At 72.9% G+C, this 18,185-nt stretch carries 14 protein-coding genes; 5 read left to right on the top strand and 9 right to left on the bottom strand.

Going from position 1 to position 18,185, the window contains the following annotated elements; translation table 11 throughout:
• Positions 1-2: 2 nt before the first annotated feature.
• The 4 genes from ACIBJB_RS43955 to ACIBJB_RS43970 all read right to left on the bottom strand — a co-directional run bounded on the left by ACIBJB_RS43955 (position 3) and on the right by ACIBJB_RS43970 (position 7,989).
• A complete protein-coding gene (locus ACIBJB_RS43955) occupies positions 3-4,685 on the bottom strand; it encodes a hypothetical protein (protein ID WP_398939779.1) in 4,683 nt (1,560 codons plus the stop codon).
• A gap of 37 nt (positions 4,686-4,722) precedes the next feature.
• Entirely contained in the window at positions 4,723-5,601 is an 879-nt protein-coding gene (locus ACIBJB_RS43960; RefSeq protein WP_398939780.1) for a hypothetical protein, read from the bottom strand.
• A gap of 31 nt (positions 5,602-5,632) precedes the next feature.
• Positions 5,633-7,162, bottom strand: coding sequence for a hypothetical protein (locus tag ACIBJB_RS43965; protein ID WP_398939781.1), 1,530 nt, complete (start codon positions 7,160-7,162; stop codon positions 5,633-5,635).
• Positions 7,163-7,293: 131 nt separating this feature from the next.
• Positions 7,294-7,989 carry a GntR family transcriptional regulator gene (locus ACIBJB_RS43970; RefSeq protein WP_398939782.1) on the bottom strand — a complete coding sequence of 232 codons (696 nt, stop codon included), beginning with the start codon at positions 7,987-7,989 and terminating at the stop codon, positions 7,294-7,296.
• A 130-nt stretch (positions 7,990-8,119) separates the two neighbouring features.
• Between ACIBJB_RS43970 and ACIBJB_RS43975 the strand changes: the two genes are divergently transcribed.
• Genes ACIBJB_RS43975 through ACIBJB_RS43995 form a run of 5 tightly spaced genes read left to right on the top strand, consistent with a single transcriptional unit; the run spans position 8,120 to position 12,496 of the window.
• Positions 8,120-9,415: an MFS transporter gene (locus ACIBJB_RS43975; protein WP_398939783.1), complete on the top strand. Its 1,296-nt coding sequence runs from the start codon at positions 8,120-8,122 to the stop codon at positions 9,413-9,415.
• Entirely contained in the window at positions 9,412-10,233 is an 822-nt protein-coding gene (locus ACIBJB_RS43980; RefSeq protein ID WP_398939784.1) for a putative hydro-lyase, read from the top strand. The genes ACIBJB_RS43975 and ACIBJB_RS43980 overlap by 4 nt, the downstream gene beginning before the upstream one ends.
• Positions 10,234-10,254: 21 nt before the next feature.
• The gene (locus ACIBJB_RS43985; RefSeq protein WP_398939785.1) at positions 10,255-11,013 is read left to right on the top strand and encodes a LamB/YcsF family protein; all 759 of its coding nucleotides are present in this window, start codon (positions 10,255-10,257) and stop codon (positions 11,011-11,013) included.
• Complete coding sequence (pxpB, locus tag ACIBJB_RS43990) at positions 11,010-11,621, top strand: 5-oxoprolinase subunit PxpB (protein ID WP_398939786.1); 612 nt, start codon at positions 11,010-11,012, stop codon at positions 11,619-11,621. Before ACIBJB_RS43985 ends, pxpB begins: the two co-directional genes overlap by 4 nt.
• Positions 11,618-12,496, top strand: coding sequence for a biotin-dependent carboxyltransferase family protein (locus tag ACIBJB_RS43995; RefSeq protein WP_398939787.1), 879 nt, complete (start codon positions 11,618-11,620; stop codon positions 12,494-12,496). The genes pxpB and ACIBJB_RS43995 overlap by 4 nt, the downstream gene beginning before the upstream one ends.
• A gap of 61 nt (positions 12,497-12,557) precedes the next feature.
• On the opposite strand, the gene ACIBJB_RS44000 is transcribed toward ACIBJB_RS43995, so the two are convergent.
• The 5 genes from ACIBJB_RS44000 to ACIBJB_RS44020 all read right to left on the bottom strand — a co-directional run bounded on the left by ACIBJB_RS44000 (position 12,558) and on the right by ACIBJB_RS44020 (position 18,021).
• Entirely contained in the window at positions 12,558-13,415 is an 858-nt protein-coding gene (locus ACIBJB_RS44000; RefSeq protein ID WP_398939788.1) for an SGNH/GDSL hydrolase family protein, read from the bottom strand.
• A gap of 13 nt (positions 13,416-13,428) precedes the next feature.
• Positions 13,429-14,592 carry a glycosyltransferase gene (locus ACIBJB_RS44005; RefSeq protein WP_398939789.1) on the bottom strand — a complete coding sequence of 388 codons (1,164 nt, stop codon included), beginning with the start codon at positions 14,590-14,592 and terminating at the stop codon, positions 13,429-13,431.
• Positions 14,589-15,722 carry a glycosyltransferase family 4 protein gene (locus ACIBJB_RS44010; RefSeq protein WP_398939790.1) on the bottom strand — a complete coding sequence of 378 codons (1,134 nt, stop codon included), beginning with the start codon at positions 15,720-15,722 and terminating at the stop codon, positions 14,589-14,591. Before ACIBJB_RS44010 ends, ACIBJB_RS44005 begins: the two co-directional genes overlap by 4 nt.
• Positions 15,723-15,909: 187 nt before the next feature.
• Positions 15,910-17,328, bottom strand: a complete 1,419-nt coding sequence (locus tag ACIBJB_RS44015; protein ID WP_398939791.1) for a HEAT repeat domain-containing protein — start codon at positions 17,326-17,328, stop codon at positions 15,910-15,912.
• A gap of 300 nt (positions 17,329-17,628) precedes the next feature.
• Positions 17,629-18,021 carry an ankyrin repeat domain-containing protein gene (locus tag ACIBJB_RS44020; protein WP_266567417.1) on the bottom strand — a complete coding sequence of 131 codons (393 nt, stop codon included), beginning with the start codon at positions 18,019-18,021 and terminating at the stop codon, positions 17,629-17,631.
• Between the last annotated feature and the right edge of the window lie 164 nt (positions 18,022-18,185).

Below are 18,185 nucleotides of genomic sequence, written 5' to 3' on the forward strand. Positions count from 1 at the left end.
CCTTACGGAGTGACCGGTGCCGGACGCTTGAACATCCGGGTCGCCGTGATCTCGCTGCGTACCGCCTCGCCCGCCTGAGGCTGCTGAGGCAGGCCCGGGCGGAGGTGTTCCTCCACGCTGATGTACTTCAGGCCGGCCCTGAGGTCCGCGTCGTTGCGCAGGCGGATGACCAGCGGGAACTCCGCGAGTGCCGTCGTATCGAACAGACCCGTGGTGTAGAGGAGTTGGACACCCAGCGCGTCCGACACCGCCCGCTGGAGTTCCAGCAGATACGTCGCGTTGGCGCGGCCGATCGGGTTGTCCAGGAACAGCGTGCCGGCGTGCCGGTGCTTGTCCCGGCCCCGGTCGTTGGAGCGCAGGGCCGCCATCGTGCAGTACAGCGCGATGGCCGCGGTGAGGAGCTGGCCGCCGGAGAACACGTCGCCCATCTGCCCGACGGGCACGCGCTCGGCGCGCAGCACGGCGTCGGGCTTGAGGATCTCCACGGCCACGCCCTTGGGCTGCAGCGCTGCCGCGACTCCCCGCAGCAGCAGGGACATTCCGTCCCGCCGCAGGTCGGAGTTCTTCTTCACCGCGGCCCGGGTCGCCTCGTCGATGACCTCGCCGAGCCGCTCCGTCAGTGTCGCCTGGTCGGGTTCCTCGAAGCGGATCCGCAGGAACTCCTGACCGGACCACTCGCCGAGCCCCTCGGGCAGCCGGGACAGCCGCTGGGCCGACCTGAGCGTGGCCAGGGCGGACTCCACGAGCCCCCGCAGCCGGTCCACGATCGAGTCCCGGTTCCGCTCCAGCTGGGCCAACTCGTCGGTCAGCACCCGGAGTCGGGGCGCGAAGGCGTCCGCCCACTTCTGTGCGTGCTCGGGCAGCGCGGACGCGGGCAGCTCCCGGATCTGCTGCCGCGCGGGGGTGCGGACCTGCTCGTAGCGCGTGGAGTTGGCGTGCCGGACGAGTACGTCGCTCGCCTCGCGCACGGCGGCCTCGGCGGCGGAGAGGTCGGCGGCGCAGCCACGCAGCGACCGGCGGGCCTCGGCGGCGGCCTGACGGGCCTCCTCGGGGCTGCCCGGATACGGCTCCGATTCCTCCTGCTCGTCCTCCATGGGGTGCTCGCGCAGCAGGTCGCGGAGCATCGCGGCGATCTCGTCGAAGCCGCCCGCCGCGTCCTCGGCGGCCCGGTGGGAGCCGAGCAGCTCCGCGTGTGCCTCCCGGGCCTGCGCCAACGCCTCGGTGCGAGAGGCGAGTTCGGCGGTGGCCGTGCGCAACAGCGCCTGTGCGTGCTCGGCGTCGCGCGGCTCCAGCTCCGGCGACAGTTCGGTGTGCGCCTCGCCGTCCTCGGGGGCGTGCCGCTCGGCCTCGCCGCGCAACCGCCCAAGCTGCTCGCTCGCGGTCGACACACGGGTCTCCAGGAGCTGCACCAGCTCCTCCGCACGGGCGGCGGCGGCCTGCCGGGAGGGCCCGTCGGACCCGTCGGGCGACTGGAGCAACTGCGCCGCGCGCGTGCGGACCTTGTTGCTCAGCCGGTCCAGTTCGGCCAGGGCCGCGCTGTCGTCGCTCTCCGCCCGAGCCTGTTCGGCCCGCAGGTCCGCACCTACACCCACCTTCTCGTACAGCTGGGAGGCGGCCCGATAGGCCTCGCGGAGCGCAGGCAGGGACGCCTTGGAGGCATCCGGGTCACTGTCCGGTACGTCGTCGGGGGCGCCCGCGATCTCGGCGCGCTCGGCGCGCAGCGCACGGGCGGTACGGCGGGCGTCGTCTGCGGCCCGCTGGGCACCGCGCCGGTCCTCGTCGGCGGCGCGGGCGCGCTCCAGACAGGTCTGGGCGCGGGCCTCCGACTCGGTGGCCTCGTCGGCCAGTTCGCGCAGCTTGACCTGCCAGCCGGCCCGTTCGCGCAGTCGGTAGGCCAGGCCGGCGAGGGCGTCGGCGGCGCGCCGGGCCTTCTGTGCGGCCTCCTGCCGCTCGTCGCGCGTCCGCGCGGCCTCGGCGGCGGCTTCGTCGGCCTCGGCCCGCACGGTGCGCGCCTCCGCCAGTTCGGCCTCCGCCTCCTCGGCGAAGGCGCGTGTGTCCCGGGCGGCCTGCGCCAGCTCGACGAGCCGGCCGGCCGGACAGCCGGTACGCCAGGAGGCGAGCCGGGCGGACAGTTCACGGTCCTTGGCGAGGCGGGCCGCTAGCGACCGGATCTCCTCGTCCCGCTCGCCTGCCCGCGCGCGCAGCGCCTGGCGCTCCTCGTCGGCGGCATGCTCGTCGTGCATGGCCGGGTTCGGGGGTACGAGGAAGACGTTCCCGCTGTCCGACTCGGGGGCCGGAGTGGGTGCGAGGAGGGCAGCCGCCGTCCCCACGGCGACGGCGGACCGGGGAAGCAGTGCCGCGTCGTTCAGGACCTCGCGGGCGCGTGCGTGCGTGTCGGGATCGGTGATGATCACGCCGTCGACCAGTTCCGGCCTTGCGGCCAGCACGCGCGCGTGGTCGGCGGGGTCGACGGCCTGGGCGAGATAGCGCCAGCCGGGCAGGGCGGGGATGCCGTTCTCGCCGAGGAACTCGACCGTGGCCAGCACGTCCGGTCCCGGCGGCAGCAGCCCGCCGTCACCGAGCGCGCCGAGGATCCTTGCATCGTCGGCGGCGGCCGTACGCAGCTCGAAGAGCTGGCGTTCGGCGGAGGAGACGGAGTCGTCGAGCAGTTCACGCAGTTCGTCGGCGAAACGGTCGAGGTCCTCGGGGGTCAGGCCGCCGTCGGTTTGAGCACCCATGGAGCCGGCGTGCGGATCGGCTCCGGAACTGTCGCGCCTGGCCGTGTCGTTCGTCTTCGTGCCCTCGGCCGCCGCGCGCGGTCCCGGCACACCGCCGGAGGTCCCGGTAAGACTCAGCAGCTCCGCGAGCCGCTCCTCGCGGGCCAGCCCCTCGGCGAGCCGCCGCTCGGCCTCGTAGGACCGTGCGGCCGCGGTGGCCGCGTCCTCCGCGCGGGCGGCCGTGAGCTCCGCGCGGGATTCGGCGGAGGCTGCCTCGCGCGCGTGCTCGGCGGCTCGGTGGGAGGCCTCACGGGCGGTGTCCCAGGCGGCGACCGCGGTCTTCTCGGCGTCGCTCGCGGCGAGGGCCGCGCGCGCGGGGTCGGCGTCGGGGGCGCTGTCGTCGAGCCAGCCCGCGCGGACCGCCTCGGCGGTCTCCTGCTCGACCTCGCTCAGCCGCTGGCGCAAATGCCCGATCTCACTGCGGGCGCGCTGTGCCTCGGTCGCGGCCGAGGTGGAGTCCCGGTACGCGGACTCGCCGACCTCCTGAAGGGCGGCGGACCGCTCCTCCTCCTCGTTGGCGAGGGCCTCGGCGCTCTCGGCGGCCGCGTGCAGGGCCCGGACAAGATCGACGGCGGCCTTGGCCCGGGCGGCGAGCGCGGGGGCCGCGTCCCGCTCGGCCTCCTGGATGGCGGCGGCCACGCGCGCGATCCGGTCGGCTGCGGCACGGTGGCGCAGGACGGCCTCGGCGGCCTGCCACGCGGAGTGCAGCGTGCGCGCCTCGGCGAGTTCGCGCTTCTGGGCGGCGGCCGACTTCTCGGCGGCGGCGAGCGCCAGGGAGGCGTGCCGGTAGGCGAGTTCGGCGGCGATCAGCGCACTGCGCTCCCGGCCACCCTCGGCGTGTGTGACGGCGTACGCGGCGGCGGTGACCCGCTGGGCGAGGTCGGCGGCCCGCACCCGCTCCTGGACGCCCCGCGCGGACAGCCGTCGGGCCAGGGTCCGGGTACGGCGTTCGGCGCCCGCGTGGATGTCACGCGCGCGTGTGCGCGCCTCGGCGGCCTCGACGATCCGGCCCAGCAGGTCCACGGACCCTGCGGTGAAGTCCCGTTCGGCGATCAGTTCGGCGCGTCGCCCCAGCTTGTTGCCGAATCCGCCGACCAGGTCGGCGAGTCCGTCGGTGTCGCGGGTGTCGGTCACGGCACGCAGCAGCAGGTCGGTGAAGTCGGAGTCCTTCTTCACCGCGAAGAGGCCGGCGGCCTCGCCCTCGTCGGCGTTCATCTCCCGCTGGTAGCGGAAGAGTTCGGGGTCCAGGCCGAGGTCGCCCAGGTGCTCGATCCACCGGTCGTGGATCTCCTCCCAGTGCACCTCCAGATGCGGATACGCCTTGCCCGCCTCGGTGATGGCGTCCCGGAAGCCCTTCATGGTCCGGCGACGGCCCTGTGCGGCCGACTGGCCCTCGGCGGGCGGCCGTACGGCGGTCGACTCGGCGACGGGCAGGTTGTCGAGGCTGAGCCCCGGTCCGGGCCGGAACGAGTACCAGGCCTCGGCGAACTTCCGCGGGTCGTTGGAGACCTGGCGCCCCCGCCACTCGCTCACCTTGCCGACGACGACGCACTCTCCGGTGAGGGTGTGCTGCCACTCCAGGGCCACATGTCCGCAGTCGTCCGCCAGCAGGAACTTCCGCAGGACTCCGGAGCTGGCACCGCCGAGCGTGTTCCGGTGGCCCGGCAGCATCACCGAGAAGATCAGCTTGAGCAGCACCGACTTGCCGCCGCCGTTCTCGAGGAAGAGCACTCCGGCCGGGGCGGGCCTGCGGGGCGGGCCGACGGGCTCCTCCTCGAAGAACTCCGCCTGGGTGGGCGCGGGGTCGGGCACTTCTGCGCCGACGCCCCGCAGGTCAAGCACGGTGTCGGCGTAGCGCGCACCGGCAGGACCGATGGAGTAGAGGCGGACCCGGGACAGCTCGTACATGGCGGACTCTCGTAAGTCTTCGGCAGGTCAGGGAAGTTCAGGAGTGGAACGGCAGCCCGGCATCGGCCGCCAGCTCCACGTCGTCGCCGTCCTCGGGCGGCAGCAGGGTCGGTGTGCCGTCGGTGACCGGGACGACTCCCAGCTCCAGGAGTTCGGCCATGGCGGCGCTTCCGGCCATGTCCCGGACCTGGAGCTGGTAACGAGCCGTGGTCCGGTAGGTGCCGCCGTTGTCGTCCCCGGTGCGCTGCAGGAACCCGGAGTCGGTGAGGAAGGCGGCGGCCTTGCCCACGATGCCGGTCGTGGACCCGGCGAGCCGGCGCGCGTCCTTGGTCGCGCCGGCCGCGCTCCGTCTGGCCCAGATCCGCCAGGCCGCCTCGAGGCCCGGCGCGTCCGTGGCCGGGTCGGTGTTCTCGCCGACCTCCTCGGCCCGCTCCTCAAGGCGTCGGCAGGCCTGCCGTACGAAGGCGTCGACGCCGTTGACCGAGACGCGCCCGATGTAACCGTCGTCGGCGAGGTCCTCGGGCCGGGGGAACGCCATGGCGGCCACGGCGAGATGGGCGAGGCCGTGCAGGAACCGGTCGCCACCGTCGGCGGACGTACGACGCGCGTAGTCCCCCATGCGGACGGCGAACACGGAGTCCTCGGCGGCGGTCACGGCCATGCCCGCGCGCGGGGACACTTCGAGGACGACCAGTCCCAGTCCGGCGGCGACGGCGTCGGCGAGCCGCGCGAACGGGGGGTCCTCCCGGTGGCGCCGCAGCAGTTCGGCGTACTCCTGGTCCCGAGCGGGCTGCAGTTTGGGCTGCAGTCCGAAGGCGACGAGCCGAGCGGCGTCGGCGGCGTCGGCCGGGGTGACGGCGGCGGGCGCCGACGGGGTCGGGGCCTCCGTGTCGCTCCACTCGACATGCTCACTCACGGCTGGTGCTCCTTGTCACGCTCTTGCTCACTCATGCTGCTTCCGTCCGGTCCGCCGCCATCCCCACGGCGTCCAGCAGGGCGGTGCCGACGATGAGGTCGGCGCCACCGAAGTCCGGATCGTCCAGTTCCGTCCCGTCGTCCACCGCGAAGAGCAGCTTCTGCTCGCCCTGGCGGTAGGCGGTGCCGACGGCGGGGCTCGCCGCGTGGACCGCCAACAGGGCGACCAGGTAGGCCAGATCGAAGCCGCCGGTCCGGCGGGCCTCCGCGAGCAGTCCCGAGAGTCGTCGCGGGGCGTCGGCCGGCAGGTCGAGCAGCTCCTTCGCGGACGCGAGTTGCTCCTCGCTGAACCGGCTGTCGTCCGGCGTGGCGATGAGGTCCGGCTCCGGCATCTCCGCGCCCAGGTGCTCCCGCTCCATCGGCGGTGTCAGCAGGATGTCGACGAGATCGCCCACCCGGACCGACACCGGCGTGCGCAGGCCGGTCCCGCGCGCGAAGAACGCGTCGGTGACCCGGGCGGCCTGCTCCAACGGCAGCGGCAGCACCGGCGCGACGAGGTGGCCGTACAGATCGATCCCCGACGTGGTCATCGGCGTCGCGAAGGCCTGCCGGTCCTGTTCGGCGCGGAACAGCGGCCCCGCTTCGAGGAGCCGGGACTGGAGCTGGGTGTGGCGCCGGATGCAGTCCTTGACGATGTCCACGAGCTCGGCGGCCCGCCGCTTCTGCTCGGCGTCCTCGGACTCGTCCCGCGCCTTGCGGATGTTGGTCAGGATCGCGTTCTCGTGGCGGTACCGGTCGGCGACGTGGTCGAGGGCCTCGGCGACCATGTCGGGCACGGAGTTGAGCCAGTCGACGGCCCGGACATTGCGGCGGGTGGCGTCCAGTGCCCTGCGCAGGGTCTCGGAGTACTGCACGGTCCGGTACCGGGCCTGCTCCGCGGCGAGCTGGGCGTCGGCGAGGCGACCGCGGCTGATCAGCACCTCCAGCTTGACCTCGGCGGCGATCTGGGCGCTGGTGACGTCGGTGTCGAGGGCACCGACGAGGACGTTGACCGCTTCGTCCGTGGTCCGGAGATACACCGAGCCGCCGGGCCCCGGCACCTCCTCGATCAGCTTGAAGTCGTAGTCACGCCGGACATAGGTCCCGTCCGGCGCGAAAGTGCCGTAGACCGCGCGGAAACCGCGGTCGACGCTGCCGACGTTGATCAGGTTCTCCAGGACCCAGCGAGCCACGCGCTCATGCTCGGCGACGGGCCGCTGCGGGGCCTGGGCGGCGATGCGAGGGATGAGGCGGGCGACTATCTGGTCGTGGTCGGCGCCGGTGTCGAAGTCCATGTTCAGGGTGACCAGGTCGATGGCCGAGAGGGCCACCTCCGCCATGCCGTACACCGAGTACTCACCCGCGAGATTTGCCTTGCGGGTGTCGAGGTCGTGCAGCGGCGCGGTGCAGGCGAGCGCGCGCAGCCGCCGCGCCAGTCCCTCGTCGGCGGCCGGGCCCGGTGCGGGGCGCGGCCCCGCGCTGAACTGGGGCGGAACGCTGTCCGTCGTCGCAGGCGAAGTCACGGTGCACAGACTAGGTCCTCGGTCTGACAACTCCCCAAACCGTGCGGATCGCCTCCGGCGGTCGGACGGGGAACCAGGCTTGAGATTTGTCTGCGGGTCAGTGGGGGCTGGTCGCGCAGTTCCTCGCGCCCCTAGATGTCGTCGCCGACCCTTCGTCTGTACACCTCGACGACTCGCTCCAACGAGTCCTTGAGGTACACGGCGAGCAGTCGTTCCGCCTCTTCCCGGTCGCCCGCCTGGAGCGCCCCGAGGATCTGCTGGTTGCGGGCCAGGTACGGCTCGTGGAGGGCCTTGGGATCGTCCACGACGTGGAAGGCCAGCCGCAGTTCGGCGAAGACGCTGCGCATCAGTTCGTCGGTGCGTTCGCTGCCCGCGAGGGCGACGAGTTCCCGGTGGAAGTGGATGTTGGCCGTGCCCAGCGCTTTCCAGTCACCCTCGCGTATCGCCCGCTGCCCCTCCACGACGGCCTCGGCCAGCGCGTCCAGGGCATACGGAGGCGCGCCCAGCCCGCGGACGACGGCGCACTCCACGAGGGAGCGGGTCCGGTAGATGTCCTCCACGTCCTCGACGGCCAGGACCCGGACGAACACGCCTCGGTTCAACTCGTGGACGAGCAGGCGCTCATGCGTGAGCAGGCGGAAAGCTTCGCGCAGTGTGTTGCGGGACACACCCAGCGCTCCTCCGATGCTGTCCTCCGACAGCCGGGTCCCCGGCGGGAAGTACCCCTCGGCGATGCGACTTCTGAGGATGTCCGAGACTCGCTCGGCCGTGCTGGTGCGGCCCAGGAGGGCGCGATCGTCGGCCAGTCCGCTCAGCTGCTCTGCCATGCCCGGAATTCAACCGCAGACACGAGAACGAAACAACACGGGTATTGAAGGATCGTTGAACGATCCTCTACGGTTCTCTCCATCGCACGGCTCAACTCCGCATCCTCCGTCCCCCTTCTGCGAGGTGCCCATGAGCACGACCCCGCCCCCACAGGCCCTGACCGACCACTCCACACCGACCGAACGCCCCGCCGAAGACGGAGCGTTGGGCTGGTACCGCGCTCTCGGTCCACGCGGCCGCCGCGCCTTCGCCGGCGCGTTCGGCGGCTACGCCCTCGACTCCTACGACTACTTCACGCTCCCGCTGAGCATGGTCGCGCTGGCCGCCTACTTCGGCCTGGACAGCGGCCAGACCGGTCTCTTCACCACCGTCACCCTGCTGGCCTCCGGTATCGGCGGAGCCCTGGCGGGGGTGCTGGCCGACCGGGCCGGCCGGGTCCGGGCGCTGATGATCACGGTGGTCACCTACGCGATCTTCACCGTGGCCTGCGGCTTCGCGCCCAACTTCGAGTCCCTGCTGGTGTTCCGCGCCCTCCAGGGCCTCGGTTTCGGCGGTGAATGGGCGGTGGGCGCGATCCTGGTCGCCGAGTACGCGAGCGCCAAGCACCGGGGCCGAACCCTCGGCGCGATCCAGAGCTCCTGGGCCGTGGGCTGGGCGCTTGCGGCGATCGTGTACACGCTGGTCTTCTCGGTCTTCGACGCCGACACGGCCTGGCGCGTGATGTTCTGGACCGGCGCGCTGCCCGCGCTGCTGGTCGTCTGGATGCGGCGCCAGGTCCAGGACGCCCCCGAGGCGATCGCGGTGCGCGAGAAGAGTGCCGGGAAGGGCTCGTTCGCAGCGATCTTCAAGCCCGACCTGCTGCGTACGACGATCTTCGCGGGGCTGCTCTCCACCGGAGTCCAGGGCGGCTACTACACCCTCGCCACCTGGGTACCGACGTACCTCAAGAGCGACCGCGGACTGTCGGTCGTCGGCACCGGCGGCTATCTGACGTTCCTGATCTCCGGCGCCTTCCTCGGCTATCTGACCGGCGGCTACCTCACCGACCGCCTGGGCCGGCGGCGCAACATCTGGCTCTTCGCCCTGCTGTCGGCCGTCTGCATCGTGGCGTACGGCAACATCCCCAGCGGAGCCGACACCTGGCTCCTGGTCCTCGGGTTCCCCCTCGGGTTCTGCATGTCGGCGATCTTCAGCGGCTTCGGGTCCTATCTGAGCGAGCTCTACCCGACGGCGGTGCGCGGTTCGGGACAGGGCTTCACGTACAACGCGGGCCGCGCGGTCGGTGCGGTCTTCCCCACCACCGTCGGTTTCCTCGCCGACAGCTGGGGCGTGGGCGGGGCGCTGGTCTTCGGCGCCATCGGCTACGGCATCGCCGCACTGGCCCTGCTCGGGCTGCCGGAGACCCGTGGGAAGGAACTCGCGTGAACCGTACGGAAGACCGCCCCCTGACCCTTGTGGACGAGCACGCGCACGCGTGGAGCCCGGCCCAGGCGCGTACCCGCTTCCGCGCGGGCCTGACGGGCCCCACCGCCGGAGTCGCGGCCGGCCACACCCAGGCCAACCTGATCTCGGTGCCCGCCGACTGGGCGTACGACATGCTGCTGTTCTGTCAGCGCAACCCCAAGCCCTGCCCGGTCCTCGACGTCACGGACGCCGGTGACTGGACCACCGTCCTCGCGGAGGGCGCCGATCTGCGCACCGATCTCCCGCGCTACCGGGTGTGGGAGAACGGCGAACTGGTGGACGAGCCGACGGACGTGCGCGCGCACTGGCGCGACGACCTCGTTTCGTTCCTGATCGGGTGCAGTTTCACCTTCGAGTGGGCACTTTCGGAGGCGGGCGTCCCGATCCGGCACATTGAGCAGGGCCGGAACGTTCCCATGTATGTGACCAGTCGACAGTGCCGACCCGCGGGGCGGCTGCACGGCCCCATGGTGGTGTCCATGCGTCCGGTGCCTCCGCAGCACCTGGCGGCCGCGCTGAGAGAGAGCAGTCTGCTCCCGGCGGTACACGGAAGCCCCGTGCACTGCGGCGATCCCTCGGCGCTCGGCATCGACGACCTCGACCGTCCCGACTTCGGCGATCCGGTGACCGCCGAACCGGACGACATCCCGGTGTTCTGGGCCTGCGGAGTGACCCCGCAGGCCGCGGTGATGGCCTCGCGCCCGCCGTTCGCCCTCACCCACGCACCCGGCCAGATGTTCCTGACGGACGCCCGCGACGAGCAGTACCGAGTGGCCTGAGAATGGAGACACGAGGCTTCCATGACGACGATCGATCTGAACGCCGACCTCGGCGAGGGCTTTGGCCGCTGGCAGCTGACCGACGACGAGCAACTGCTGTCGGTCGTCACCAGCGCCAATGTGGCCTGCGGGTTCCACGCCGGGGACGCGGCCACCATGCGGCGGGTGTGCGAGCTGGCGGCCGCGCGGGGGGTCCGGATCGGCGCCCAGGTCTCCTATCGGGACCTGGCGGGGTTCGGGCGGCGGGCGATGGACGTGCCGTCCGCCGAACTGACGGCCGAGGTGGCCTACCAGATCGGCGCTCTGGAGGTCTTCGCCCGGGCGGCGGGCACGCGCGTGTCGTACGTCAAGCCGCACGGCGCCCTCTACAACCGGGTCGTCCACGACGAGGAGCAGGCCGCCGCGGTCGTCGACGGCGTGCTCCTCGCGGACGCCACGCTGGCCGTGCTCGGCCTGCCCGGCTCACGCCTCCTGGGGGCGGCCGGCAAGGCGGGCCTGGAGGGCGTCACGGAGGCCTTCGCGGACCGCGCGTACACCGAGGAGGGCACGCTGGTCCCTCGCGGCCAGGAGGGCGCGGTGGTCACTGATCCGGAGGCGGTCGTGGCACGCTCGGTCGGCCTGGCACGGGACCGCGTGGTCACCACCCGCTCCGGCGCCCGCATCGCGGTCGAAGCCCGTTCCCTGTGCCTGCACGGGGACACCCCGGGCGCGGTGGAGCTGGCCCGCCGGGTCCGGGAGCGGCTGGAGACGTCGGGCGTCCGGGTGGAGGCGTTCCTATGAGGGCACTGCCGGTCGGAGACGCCGCCCTGCTCGTCGAGGTGTCCTCGGGCGACGAGGCCCAGGCGCTGCACGCGGAGCTGGTGCGGCGCCGCGCGGAGGGCTCGCTGTCCGTCCGCGAGATCGTCCCCGCGGCCCGCACGGTCCTCCTCGACGGCCTCACCGACCCGGCCCGCCTGGCCGCCGAACTCACCGCCTCCGAGGTACCTCCCGCTCCCCCGCGCGCGGGTGCGGTCATCGAACTCCCGGTCCGCTACGACGGTCCCGACCTGGCCGACGTGGCCGCGCACTGGGGTGTCTCCCCCGAGGAGGCGGCACGCATCCACGCCGGCACCGAATTCACCGTCGCCTTCTGCGGATTCGCCCCCGGCTTCGCCTACCTCACCGGCCTGCCCGCCCGCTACGACGTGCCACGCCGGGCCACCCCCCGTACGGCCGTCCCGGCGGGCTCGGTGGCGCTCGCGGGCCCGTACACCGGCGTCTACCCGCGTTCGTCACCCGGTGGCTGGCAGCTCATCGGGACCACGGACGCCGTGCTGTGGGACCACACGCGCGTGCCGGCCGCGCTGCTGTCACCGGGTACGCGGGTGCGCTTCGTGGGTGCGACATGACGGACCGCGCCCTCTTCGTCGTCCGGTCCGGAGCCCTGACCACGGTCCAGGACCGGGGCCGCCCGGGCCACGCCCACCTCGGCGTGCCCCGGTCGGGCGCCCTCGACGGCCCCGCCGCGGCGCTCGCCAACCGTCTGGTCGGCAACCGCCCCGAGGCGGCCGTCCTGGAGACCACCCTCAACGGCTGTGCGGTGCGCCCCCGTTCGACGGTCACCGTGGCCGTCACGGGAGCCCCCTGCCGGGTGTCGGTGGACGACCGCCCGGCAGCCTGGGGCGCACCCGTACACGTGCCGGCCGGAGCACTGCTGACCGTCGGAACGGCCGTCTCAGGACTGCGCAGCTATGTGGCCGTCTCCGGCGGAATCACCGTGGAGCCGGTCCTGGGCAGCCGCTCCACGGACCTCCTGTCGGGCCTGGGCCCGACCCCTCTCACGGACGGTGCGGTACTGCCCCTGGGCGCCCCGAACTCCCTCCACACGTGCGTGGACACGGCGCCGCAGCCGGCACCCCCCGCAGAACTGGTCCTGCACGTCACGCTGGGCCCACGGGACGACTGGTTCACCCCGGAAGCGGTGCGGGCCTTCACCTCTCGCACGTTCCGGGTGTCCTCGGCGAGCAACCGCATCGGCCTGCGCACGGAGGGACCCGCCCTGGAGAGGAGACTCAAAGGGGAACTCCCCAGCGAGGGCATGGTCCTGGGCGCCGTCCAGGTCCCACCCGACGGCAGACCGGTGGTCTTCCTGGCCGACCACCCGACCACCGGCGGCTACCCGGTGATCGGAGTGGTCCGCGGGACAGACCTCCCGGCGGCAGCCCAGGCGGTGCCGGGGACTCCGGTGCGCTTCACAGAGGTTCGCAGGCGCCGGACGTATTGACCCTCGGGGCCGCGGGGAACCGCGGGTGCCGGCCACGACGCGCCCGCACCCACCGCACCGCTCAAGCCGCCTCCACCTGCTGCTCCCCCGACGCCACCGACAACGCGGCCAACGCCACGGACACCGCGTGCGCGGCCCGCAGGTCGAGCCGCCCACTCGTCCCCCGCGCGCGGTGCCGCATCTCGTCCACGGCCAACGTCACCAACTGCGGCAGCAGATCCGTACACCGCCGCACCACCCACCCGGTCCCCGCCGTGGCCAGCCACCACAGACTCGCCGACTTGGTGGGCACGGGAAACTCCGGCTCGGGCGAGGGTGCCGCTCCGGACGCGACCGCCCGCTCCACCAGCACCTCATGGAACCGCACGGCCAGTTGCCGGTGCCCTCGCTCGCTGGGGTGCAACCGGTCCGCGCTCCACATCGCACGCTCGGTGGTCCAGGCCCCCTCAGCGGCGTGCAGGTGCAGGGCTCCGTAACGGTCGGACAGGGCGTGCACCACGGCGTTCACCGCCCGCTGCCGCCGAGCCAGCGGCCGCGCCAACGCCCCGGGCAGACCGAGCATCGTGCCCGGATCCGGCAGACAGGCCGTGAGCAGCACCGCTCCCTGGGCGCGCACGGCCGCGTAGATCGTGTCGAGCCGGGCGGCCACGGCGTGGATGTCGAAGGTGCAGCGCAGCGTGTCGTTGACGCCCACGACCACGGACACGACGTCCGGCCGCAGCGCGAGCGCCGCGGGCAGTTGCCGTTCCAGCACGTCCCGGGTCTGCGCTCCGCTCACCGCGAGGTTGGTGAAGTCCACGTCCGCCGTGGAGAGCCCGTCGGCGAGCAGCGCGGCCCAGCCGCGCCACCCGTCCCCCACCGGGTCCCCCACGCCCTCGGTGAGGGAGTCACCGAGGGCGACGAAGCGCGGGCCTCTCATGACGCGCCCCCGCTCATGCCACGCCTCCGGGTACGGAGCGCCGCAGGAAGACCTCCGCGTCGTGCGCGGCGAGGAACGCCCGCACCGCCGTGTCCCAGCCGAAGCACTCCGCACGCGCGCGTGCGATCCCGCGGCGTTCGGCCTCGGAACGTTCGAGCAGCATGTCCACGGCGTCCGCGAAGGCCTCCCCGCGGTCGGCGGCGACGGCCCCGGCCGAACCGATGACCTCCGGCAGCGCGGAGGAGGCGCTCACCACCACCGGCGTACCGCACGCCATGGCCTCCAGGGCGGCGAGCCCGAAGGTCTCGGCCGGCCCCGGGGCCAGGCACACGTCGGCGGAGGCCTGGAGCGCGCCGAGCAGCCCGCGGTCGGAGACGTGTCCGAGGAAGGTGACCGGCAGCCCGCGCTCCCGGGCCCGCTGCTCCAGGCGCGGCCGCAGCGGCCCGTCCCCGGCCACCACGAGCACCGCCCGCCGACCGCGCCGTACGAGCGCCTCCACGGCGTCCAGCGCGGTGCCGGGCCGCTTCTCCACGGACAGCCGGGTGCAGGTCACGAGGAGCGTCTCGGCCTCGCGCGCGTAGCGGGCCCGCAGTCCCTCGTCGTGCAGCGCCGGGCGGCGCTCGACCAGATCGACGCCCAAGGGGGCCCGTACGACGTTGCGCGCGCCGATCCGCACGAACTCCCGCTCGGCGAACTCCGTGGTGCACACCACGCGCGCGTACGTGTGCGCCGTACGGACGTTGAGGGCATCGGCGGCACGCCGGGCCGCTCCTTCCGGCAGGCCCCAGGTGCGGAGCACGCCGTCGGCGGTCTCGTGGGAGACCATCACGGCGGGGACGCGGGCGCGCCGGGCCCATTTGCCGGTCCACCTGAGGGTCGTACGGTCGCAGACCTCCAGGCGGTCGGGGGCGAGCTCCTCCAGGATCCGGGCCACGCGCCGCTTGTCGGCGAGGACGCGGTAACCGCCGGTGCCGGGCAGCAGCGGGCCTGGCAGGGTGATGATCCGTCCCTGTTCGGTCAGGCGGTCGCTCGCGCGGTCGCCCGGCACGATGAGCACGGACTCGTGTCCGGCCGCCCGGTAGCCCTTGCCGAGCTCGCGCAGGGCGGTGCGCAGGCCGCCGGAGGCGGGAGCGACGAAGTTGGCGAGGCGGACGATCCGCAGCGACTTTCCGCTCATGCCGCCACCGCCGTCTTCCGGCCGGTGAGGACGGCGGCGTAGTGGCCGATCAGCTGGTCGCCGACGGCCGCCCAGGTGCGCCCCTCGACCATGGCCCGCGCGGCGGCTCCGAACGAGGCGCGCATCTCGGGGGCGGCGGCCAGGGACCACACCGCGTCCCGTACGGCGGCCGGGTCGCGCGGCGGGACGAGGAACCCGGTGCGCCCGTGGGCGACCAGGTCCAGCGGACCGCCGGCGGCGGGCGCGACGACGGGCACGCCGCTCGCCATGGCCTCCTGCACGGTCTGGCAGAAGGTCTCGAAGGGGCCGGTGTGCGCGAAGACGTCGAAGGAGGCGAAGATCCGGGCCAGTTCGTCGCCCATGCGGCGGCCGAGGAAGACCGCGCCGGGCAGGGCCTGCTCCAGGTTCGGCCGGCTCGGCCCGTCGCCGACCACGACGACCTTGACGCCCTCCAGACGGCACGCGTCGGCCAGCAGCTCGATGTGCTTCTCGGGCGCCAGCCGCCCGACGTAGCCGACGATCATCTCGCCGTTCGGGGCGAGTTGCCGACGCAGCGCCTCGTCGCGCAGGTCGGGGCGGAAGCGGACGGTGTCCACGCCCCGCGGCCACAGCTTGACCCGGGGAACACCGTGCGTCTCGAGGTCGTGCAGGGATGCGCTGGACGGGGCGAGGGTGAGGTCGGCGGCGGCGTGGACGGAGCGGATACGGCGCCAGGCGGCGGCTTCTCCCGCGTGCACGTAGGTGCGGGCGTATCCGGCGAGGTCGGTCTGGTAGACGGCCACGGCGGGGATGCCGAGCCGGGCGGCGGCGGCCATGCCGCGGACGCCGAGGACGAAGGGGCTGGCCAGGTGGACGACGTCGGCACGGTGCTCGACGATCGCCGCGGCCACGCGCCTGCTGGGGAGGGCGACGCGGACCTGGGGGTAGCCCGGGAGGGGGAGGGAGGGGACACGGACGACGGGGCACGGCGCGAGGGCGTCCACGCCGGGCCCGGGGCCGGACGCGGTGGCCGGCGCGACGACGAGCGGAAGGTGACCGCGATCTACGAGGTGCCGGGCGGTCTGGAGCGCGCAGTGGGCCACGCCGTTCACATCGGGGGGAAAGGATTCGGTCACTATGACGACACGCATACGGGTGTTCTCGCCGCACTGGGCGTGGCCGCGTCAACGTGGATCTTTGCGAGCGATGAACGTCCCGTGAGCGTTCCGCTGCGCACCCGAGCAGGTCAGACCGTGTCCATGCCGGCCTGACCCGCGAGTCACCCCGAGTTCACCGGGCGGGTCGGCAGGGCTCGGAGGTCCACACCCGAGGGTGGTGTCACATGGCCGGGGTGTCCGGTCCGATACGGCTGCGGACGGCCGTCTGGACCTCGGCCTCCTCGGCCGGATCGGCGGCCAGCCGACGCAGTCGCTCCACGACCCGGGCGTCTCCGGTCTCGGCGTGCCGGGCGGCGATCTCGCGGGTGGTCTCCTCGCAGTCCCAGAGGCATTCGACGGCGAAGCCGGTGGCGAAGGACGGGTCGGTAGCGGCGAGCGCGCGGGCGGCGCGGCCACGGAGATGGGAGGAGGCCGTCTCCCGGTAGATGTGGCGCAGCACGGGCGCGGCACAGGCGATGCCGAGGCGTCCGGTGCCGTCGACGAGGGTCCACAGGGTGGGGGCGTCGGGGCCCTCGCCCCGTACGGCCTCCCGGAGGGCCGCGAGCACCAAATCCCGGTCCTGGGCGCCGCCCAGGCAGGCGAGCATGCGTCCGGCGGCGGCGCCCAGCGGATCGGGCCGTCGGGCCCAGCCACGCGCGCGGTCGACGGCCGCGATACTGCGCATACGTTCGAACGAGTCGAGAGCGGCCTCCACGACGACCGGTGAGCCGGTGACGACGGCCAGCTCGATCAGATCGAAGGCGTCGGGATCATTGCTGTCGGTGAGATAGCGCAGAGCGGTGGCCCGGGCGCCGTCGCTGCCGTCCTTGGCCGCCGCGAGAATCTCGGCCCGGTCCTCGGGGCCGGCGACGGCGGACAGACAGCGGGCGGCGGGCACATACAGCGCGGCGCCCCGCTCGACGCCCTGCTGGGCCCACTCGAAGACGGCCTGCACGCTCCACCCGGGTCGGGGTCCGGCGGGTCGCATCTGGCGTTGCCAGCGGTCGAAACAGCCGGCCTCCTGAGCGGCACGCACACGCGTGGAGACGGATTCGCGGGGATCGTCGGCCCACAGCCGCCACGGCCTCGGTTCGAAGGCATCGCGGACGACGGCGGCCAGCTCGGCCTCGCCCTCGGGATCGGTGGCGAAACGCGCGAGCACGGGTGCGGCGAGGGCACGCAGACCGGCGTCGTCGTCCCGCAGCGCCAGTTCGTCCAGGGCCCAGGCCCAGTTGGAGCCCGAGGCGGCGTACCTGCGCAGCAGTTCCAGCGCGTCGCGCCTGCCGTAGGAGGCGAGGTGGCCGAGGACGGCGAGGGCGAGGCCCGTGCGCGACTCCTCGGTGTCGAAGACGTCGTCCACCTCGAAGAGGTGCGCCTCGATCTCGTCCAGCTCGCCATTGAGGTCGAGGAAAAGACGGGCGTAGTACAGCGAGCGGTTCTCCACCTGCCAGTCGTGGCGGGGATCGCGCAGCACGCAGTGGTTCAGGGCCGCGAGCGCCTCGGCGCGCGGGGCGGTGAGCGCGTGCAGTGTGCCGTCGCCGCGGCCCCTCTGGAGCAGGCCGAGCAGCGTACCGCTGGGCGCTATGACCGGATCGAACATGGGAAACAGCCTCACATCAAGCGTCGACGCAACCGGGGACGTGCATTACCTGGCCGCGTGACGACACGTCGGGGCGCCCGCCGTTTCCTGCTTGCTGCAAGCCATCTTCCTCTGCCTCTCGTCGGTGGCCCATGCGGACCGCATCACGGTCCGCGCGGTGCGGCATCACCTGCCCTGCCATCACGTCCGTGAACCACGACGTCATGATGACTCGGCACTTCCATCTGCCGCGACCGAAATTTCGGCGGCCCTGTACCGCCTCCCCCGTTATTAGTGTTTTCGCTGGTCAGAACATACGGATCAGTGTGCGCCGAACAATTCGAGCAGTTCCGCCCTGCCGAACATCCGGGCCGTGTCGAGGGCCGAGGGGGTGCCCTCGGCCGGATCGGCGCCGCCCTCCAACAGGGCCTTGATGACGTCCGTGGAGCCCTTGAAGACAGCCCCGGCGAGGGGCGTCTGCCCCCGGTCGTTGACGCCGCCGGCCGCCGCACCGCGGGCGACGAGTGCACGTACCGCGTTAGCGTGACCGTGGTAGGCGGCGAGCATCACGAGTGAGTCCCCGCGGTCGTTGGTGAGGCCCGCCGGAACACCCGCGTCGACGTACGCCACGAGCGCCTCGGTCTGTCCCTGCCGGGCCAGATCGAAGATCTTGGTCGCCAGCTCCACGACCTCGGGGTCGGGGGCTTCAGTCATCGGCCGGTCCGCCTCTCATACAACCGTTCAGGTGAATCGCAAGGGTACTGGCTCGCGCCGCACATGACCCGAAGTGCCGGACGTAAGGACACCACGACTCTGCCAACCAAGTGAAATCCCAGGAAATTCAACCATTTGCACCTTTTGTCGTATGGATACATGCT

This window comes from Streptomyces sp. NPDC050759, from assembly GCF_044456945.1.
GTDB lineage: Bacteria > Actinomycetota > Actinomycetes > Streptomycetales > Streptomycetaceae > Streptomyces.